This window comes from Crenalkalicoccus roseus, from assembly GCF_004761865.1.
GTDB lineage: Bacteria > Pseudomonadota > Alphaproteobacteria > Acetobacterales > Acetobacteraceae > Crenalkalicoccus > Crenalkalicoccus roseus.
In genome coordinates, this window is record NZ_SJDM01000079.1 from 1 (window position 1) to 5,202 (window position 5,202).

At 74.1% G+C, this 5,202-nt stretch carries 12 protein-coding genes; 2 read left to right on the forward strand and 10 right to left on the reverse strand.

Annotated elements, in window-relative coordinates; genetic code table 11:
* On the reverse strand, positions 1–246 hold a 246-nt coding region (locus ET526_RS20600; protein ID WP_135470878.1), incomplete at its 3' end, for a hypothetical protein.
* Positions 247–299: 53 nt separating this feature from the next.
* On the opposite strand from ET526_RS20600, the gene ET526_RS20605 reads away from it, so the two are divergent.
* The gene (locus ET526_RS20605; protein WP_135470880.1) at positions 300–563 is read left to right on the forward strand and encodes a type II toxin-antitoxin system Phd/YefM family antitoxin; all 264 of its coding nucleotides are present in this window, start codon (positions 300–302) and stop codon (positions 561–563) included.
* On the forward strand, positions 553–996 hold the full coding sequence (locus tag ET526_RS20610) for a hypothetical protein (protein WP_135470882.1): 444 nt from the start codon (positions 553–555) through the stop codon (positions 994–996). The genes ET526_RS20605 and ET526_RS20610 overlap by 11 nt, the downstream gene beginning before the upstream one ends.
* A gap of 3 nt (positions 997–999) precedes the next feature.
* Here ET526_RS20610 and ET526_RS20615 read toward each other — a convergent pair whose 3' ends face one another.
* Genes ET526_RS20615 through ET526_RS20655 form a run of 9 tightly spaced genes read right to left on the reverse strand, consistent with a single transcriptional unit; the run spans position 1,000 to position 5,113 of the window.
* Positions 1,000–1,956: a phage tail tube protein gene (locus ET526_RS20615; RefSeq protein ID WP_135470885.1), complete on the reverse strand. Its 957-nt coding sequence runs from the start codon at positions 1,954–1,956 to the stop codon at positions 1,000–1,002.
* A gap of 31 nt (positions 1,957–1,987) precedes the next feature.
* Entirely contained in the window at positions 1,988–2,428 is a 441-nt protein-coding gene (locus tag ET526_RS20620) for a hypothetical protein (protein ID WP_240048516.1), read from the reverse strand.
* 2 nt (positions 2,429–2,430) lie between these two features.
* A complete protein-coding gene (locus tag ET526_RS20625; protein WP_135470889.1) occupies positions 2,431–3,174 on the reverse strand; it encodes a DUF6441 family protein in 744 nt (247 codons plus the stop codon).
* On the reverse strand, positions 3,171–3,491 hold the full coding sequence (locus ET526_RS20630) for a phage holin family protein (protein ID WP_135470891.1): 321 nt from the start codon (positions 3,489–3,491) through the stop codon (positions 3,171–3,173). Before ET526_RS20630 ends, ET526_RS20625 begins: the two co-directional genes overlap by 4 nt.
* Positions 3,492–3,504: 13 nt before the next feature.
* Positions 3,505–3,813: a head-tail joining protein gene (locus ET526_RS20635; protein WP_135470893.1), complete on the reverse strand. Its 309-nt coding sequence runs from the start codon at positions 3,811–3,813 to the stop codon at positions 3,505–3,507.
* Positions 3,810–3,974: a hypothetical protein gene (locus ET526_RS21390; RefSeq protein ID WP_158295656.1), complete on the reverse strand. Its 165-nt coding sequence runs from the start codon at positions 3,972–3,974 to the stop codon at positions 3,810–3,812. The genes ET526_RS20635 and ET526_RS21390 overlap by 4 nt, the downstream gene beginning before the upstream one ends.
* Before the next feature lies 1 nt (position 3,975).
* Positions 3,976–4,368, reverse strand: coding sequence for a hypothetical protein (locus tag ET526_RS20645; RefSeq protein ID WP_135470897.1), 393 nt, complete (start codon positions 4,366–4,368; stop codon positions 3,976–3,978).
* Positions 4,365–4,763, reverse strand: a complete 399-nt coding sequence (locus tag ET526_RS20650) for a M15 family metallopeptidase (RefSeq protein WP_135470899.1) — start codon at positions 4,761–4,763, stop codon at positions 4,365–4,367. The genes ET526_RS20645 and ET526_RS20650 overlap by 4 nt, the downstream gene beginning before the upstream one ends.
* Positions 4,763–5,113, reverse strand: a complete 351-nt coding sequence (locus ET526_RS20655; RefSeq protein ID WP_135470901.1) for a DUF2190 family protein — start codon at positions 5,111–5,113, stop codon at positions 4,763–4,765. The genes ET526_RS20650 and ET526_RS20655 overlap by 1 nt, the downstream gene beginning before the upstream one ends.
* Positions 5,114–5,202 lie beyond the last annotated feature (89 nt).

Genomic DNA, 5,202 nt, shown 5'->3' on the forward strand with positions numbered 1-5,202 from the left:
GTCGCCGACGCCCTCCCAGGCGGTGACGGCGTGGCGGGCGAGCGCCTTGACCAAGAAGGCGAAGGACAGGCCGCGCGCCATGTCGGGGTCGAGGTCCGGGTCGGCGACGCGGATCGCCGCCAGCCGGCGCGCGGCGGCGGCCTGCGCTGCGGCCATGACCGCGGTGGTCACCGGTCGGATCTCGACGCGCACGCCGCGCGGCAGGTCGAGCCAGTACGGCTCGATGGGGAGGTCGAGGGTGAGCATGGAATTTGGAATCTCCATGGGTTATGTATCTTGCAGAAACCAAGGAACCCCCGATGACCGAGCCGATGCTCAAGGTCCCGGCGGCCGAGGCGCAGCGGAACTTCGGCCTCTACCAGGACAAGGCCCTCACCCAGCCCATCGCCATCACCCGCAACGGGCGGCCGCGAACGGTGCTGATCTCGATCGAGGAATACGAGCGCCTCAAGCGCCGCGACCGCCAGGTGGTGCGCACCGAGGACGCGCCGCAGGAGATCGTGGACGCCATCCTCGCGGCGCGGCCGCCAGAGGAGAACAAGCGCTTCGATCATGAGGTCTGACGCGCCGGCGCTGCCGGCTGTCGGCGACGTGATCCGCTACGCCTACCTCTGGAGCCACGAGCACGCGGCGGGACGAGAGGAAGGGTCGAAGGATCGTCCGGCGGCGGTGGTGGCCCTGGTTCGCCAGGAGGACGGCCATGATGAGGTCGTCGTCCTGCCGATCACCTCCACCCCGCCGGAAGAGCCCGGCGCGGCGGTCGAAGTTCCCGCCGAAACCCGCGCCCGCCTCGGCCTGCAACGAGAGCCGTGCTGGGTCGTGGTCACCGAGTACAACCGCTTCGTCTGGCCGGGGCCGGACCTCCGCCCCCTCGAAGGCGGCACGGGGCCGTTCACCTACGGCCCGCTGCCCGATCGGGTGATGGCGCAGATCCGTGCTGCCTTCGCGGCGTGGCGGCAGAAGCGCCGCGTCGCGGCCATTCAGCGTACCGAGTAGGTCTCACGCATACACGCTTTCGGCCTGGTCGTTCCTGAGAAGCACGGTCATCATGCGGGTGGCGGTGGCGTTGTAGGCCGCGCGGAACGCGAAGCTCGCCTCGACGCCGGCCGGCCCCTCGACCGGCGTCTTGGCCAGCGCCAGGTAGACCTCGTGCAGCGTGAAGGTGAGGCTGCGGTTGGCGTCGATCGTGTAGGAAAAGGCGAACTCCGCCGCCGTGCCGTTCTGCGCCTGGGTCAGCAGGGTGGTGTCCGCGAAGCGCGCGGTGATCTGGCCGGTGGCGCGCGCGATGCCGGGATCCACCCCCTCCACCTTCCGGTCGGCGCGGATGGTGCGGACCATCTCCATGCCGTTGGCGTAGGTGAGCCGCGCCCCGGTCACCTGCGCGAGCGCGGCGCCGTTCCGGCTGATCGCCCCCTGCGCCTTGTGGAAGGCGGTGTAGGGCGCTGAGACTGGCGTGCCCTCGGAAGAAGCGCCGCTGCGCACCGACCCCTGCCCCATCAGCCCGAAGGTTGCGGTGGCGGGACCCGTGGGCGAGAAGTCGAGCTCCAGCGTGTCGGCGCGCACCCCGGTGCAGAGGTCGTAGGAGGGCACGTCGGGGTAGCCGATCTCGACGCTGTTCGAGGGCAGCGCGGCGGCGCCCGAGCCGAAGCTGTGGACGAAGTTCGGGCTGGTGCCGGTGGTGGTGGGGGCCCCAAGCAGCAGGCGGAGCCAGTGGCCGATGTTGACGAGGTCCAGCGGCACCACCGCCTGGCCCTGCACCGTGACGGTGTCGAGGAAGGGTGCCGCCGGATCGCGGCTGGAGCCCACGCCGATGACGTCGGCGTCGAGCAGCGGCTGCTCGGCGCCGAGGTCGCAGGAGAGGAAGGGCAGGCGCATCCAGCCGCCCGCGGGCGCGGTGCCGTAGGTCGCCTCGGGGCTCATGAGCAGGCGGCAATTGGCGCCGATGGCACGGGGCATCGGGGATCTCCGGGATCAGCGAGAGGAGGCGTCAGGCCAGCGGCGAGCCGGCGACGGTGAAGAACAGCGCGACGGGGACGGAGGCGGCGCGGGCGGCGGCGGCGCCCTCGACCTCGACGTCCTCGAACTCGGGCGCGCCGGGCTGCGCCCATTCCACGGCGCCGCCGAGCGTGCGGTCGGCGGTGACCGCGGCGGCGATGGCCACCAGCAGCGCGTCGAGGAGCGTGCTGCGCGCGGCGGACATCGCGCCGGCGACGGTGACCTCGATCGCGGCGCGGTGCTCGATTGCCCAGGCGAGCGGCGACAGGATCGCGGTCTCCTCCACCGTCTCGCCGTCGCGCAGGACGACGAGGCCACCCGGCGGCAGGCGCTGCGGCACGGTCTCGCCGCGCAGCACCAGCGGGGCGGGGTTGCGGGTGGCGAGCGCCGTCTGCAGCCGGCCGTGCAGCGCCGCGATCGCGGTCTCGCGCATGCTCACGGTGCCGTCCTCCCGCTCTCGTCGGACGCATGCGTCCGACCCCAGGCCGCCACGAAGCGTCCGGGCAGCCGGCGCAGGCCGCGCTCGGCGGCGCCCTTCACGTCGAGCCGCTTGGCCAGCCTCACCTGCGGCAGCAGCAGGAACATCGGTACCATGCCGCGCTGGAGCATGCCGCGGGCCCAGGCCTCGCGGCCCTTGCGGTGGCCGGTGCCGATCTCGGCGAGGCCGCCGGCGATCAGGCGGGTGCGGCGGCGCCGGCCGGTCTGCTCCCCCTGGCGGAGAGGGAGGCACCAGACGAAGCCGCGGCCGGAGCGGAACGGGCGGAGGAAGCCCTGGCCGGAGGCGACCATCTGCGCCGGCGTGACCCGCAGGCCCTTCCCGGCGCGCCCTCTGCGCCCCCGCGCCGCGTTGAAGCCGGTCGGGATCGCCAGGAACTTCCGTCCGCCCCTGGCGCGGATCAGCGCGCCGCGCTCGAAGGCGTCGATGACGTTCGGCACCTTGGTCCAGACCAGCCCGGCGGGGCGGAGCGACTGGCCGGAGCGGGGAAAGACCTGCGAGCGCCAGGCGTTGGCGATGCCCCGCGCGTTGCCGCCGAAGCTGCTGGTGACCTGCCGGCGCAGCTCCTGCTTGACCTGCTCGGTCTCGGCGCGGATCGCCGTCATCGCCGCGCGCTCGCCGGCCCGGACTTCGGCGGCGAGCACCTGGCGCAGGTCGCCGACGATGCGGGCAGCCAGCCTCACGGGGTGCCGCCGCCCGGCGGCAGGCCGGTGCGGTGCCGGATGATCGCCACCGCGAGGTCGTGCAGCGCCGCCTGGCCGAGGTAGCCGAACACGAAGGCGAAGAGGAAGCGGCCGTATTCGTTGAACTCGAGGAAGCCGCCGAGCGCGTAGCCGGCGCTGCCGACCAGCGCGGCGGAGGGGACCTCCCAGGCCAGGCACCAGCCGAAGCGGCGGCGCCCGGGGTGGTTCCAGCGCACGAAGCCGCCGGCGAGCCCGGCGGCGGCGCCGAGCAGGAGGTCGCGCAGCACCTCCAGGAGGCCGAGGGCGTTCTGCGGCATGGCGGGCGGGCTCCTACCGCTGGCAGAGCACGCGCCAGGCGGTGCCCGAGGCGTCGCGCTCGGCGTGGGTGACGGTGAGCAGGTCGGCACTGAGGGCGAAGCGGTCGCCGGCGGCGAGGTCGGGGAGCTGCGCGATGGCGACGGAGAGGATGTCCGTCGCCGACAGGACCTCGGTGCCGAAGGCGTCGGCCACACGGTCGGGCGACGACCGCAGGACGCGGACCGCAACTGCAGGTCCGGTGCCGCCCTGCCGGTAGACGGCGTCCGCCCCGAGGTTCGGATCGGCGACCAGGGCGGCCATCGCGTCCGCAAACGCGTTCACCGCTCGGCCCCGTCCGCCGCATTGAGCCGCCGCACCGCGGCGAGCCGCCCGGCGCAGTCGGCATGCGCGGCGTCGTAGGCCAGCAGCAGCTCCGCCGCTTGCCCCTGGGTCAGGCGGTCCGAGGCCGGCAGCGCCGGCGCGGCGGCGCAGACCAGCAGCACGTCAGGGAGGCGGAGCGGCAGCAGCCGGATCTCCGGCGCCGCGGGCGAGCCGCAGGCGCTCGACAGCAGCGCGCAGCACAGGGGCAGCGCCCGTCGCGTGGCTCGGGTCACGGCGGAGGGCCTCCAGATCGGCGCCAAGGCGCGCGGCCCGGGCGCGGGCGCGCTCGGCCTCGCCGGTGAGGGCGGCGATGTGGCGCGCGTGCTCGGCGGTGGCGCGGGCGAGCGCCGCCGCATTGGCCTCCGCCGCGCGGCTGGCCGTCGCCGCGTCGAGGCGGGCCGCGTCGCGCTGGGAGCGGAAGTGCCAGGCCGCGGTGGCGGCGAGCACCACCGCCGCGACGAGCGCCAGCGGCAGAACGTGGCGGGACAGCAGCCCGAGGAGCGCCGCGCCGGTCACGGATAGGCCTCGCGGTCGAGCTCGAAATGCGGCCCGTCGCGGAAGGAGGGCCAGTCGCCGCCCCAGGCGATCGGCACGCCGACCTCCTTGGCCGCGGCCTTCATCGCGGCGCCGAGCTGCTCGTACAGCGGCCAGTCCCAGCGAATCTCGCCCTGCTCGACGGAGCCGTCGCCGTCGTCCAGCCAGTAGGCCAAATCGACGGCATGGCCGGTCAGATGCCGGCTGTGCAGCGTGCGCGAGGCGCCGATGGCGACCAGCCGGGCCTGGCGCTCGCGGGACCTGACGCCCTCGGTGACGATGAACGGCACCGACTGGCGGGCGCGTTCGACGACGCGCACCAGGTCGCGGTGCACGCCCGCGAGGCGCGCGTGGTCGCGCGGCAGCAGCGCGACCATCACGCCCCCGAGGCCGGCACGCGCGCCAGCATCACGCGGACCGTGGCATCGGCCGTCAGCGCCGCGACGGTGCAGAGCCCGACCTGGAAGTTGCCGGTCGCGGTGGTGGTGATGCGGCGATTGGTGTCGTCCCAGAACACTCGGGCGCCCTGGCTGATGGCGAGGGAAGGCTCCTTGGTGAGCTCGAACTCGCCGCGGGTCTCGCACTCGACGCTGGCGTTCTGGGCTGCGTCGGACGCCGCTACCCCGAAGAAGGCGCCGACCAGCATGCCCTGGCCGGAGAGGATCCCGCCGGCATAGGGCACCACCATCGGGATGGAGCGCGCGTCGGGGCGGATGCAGTTGCGCATGAGAGGGTCTCCTGAAAGCGCGCAGGGCGCCGACCGGCGTTCCGGCGGCGCCCTGGCGCGATGCGGATGGGAAGGAGGAGAGCGGCGGG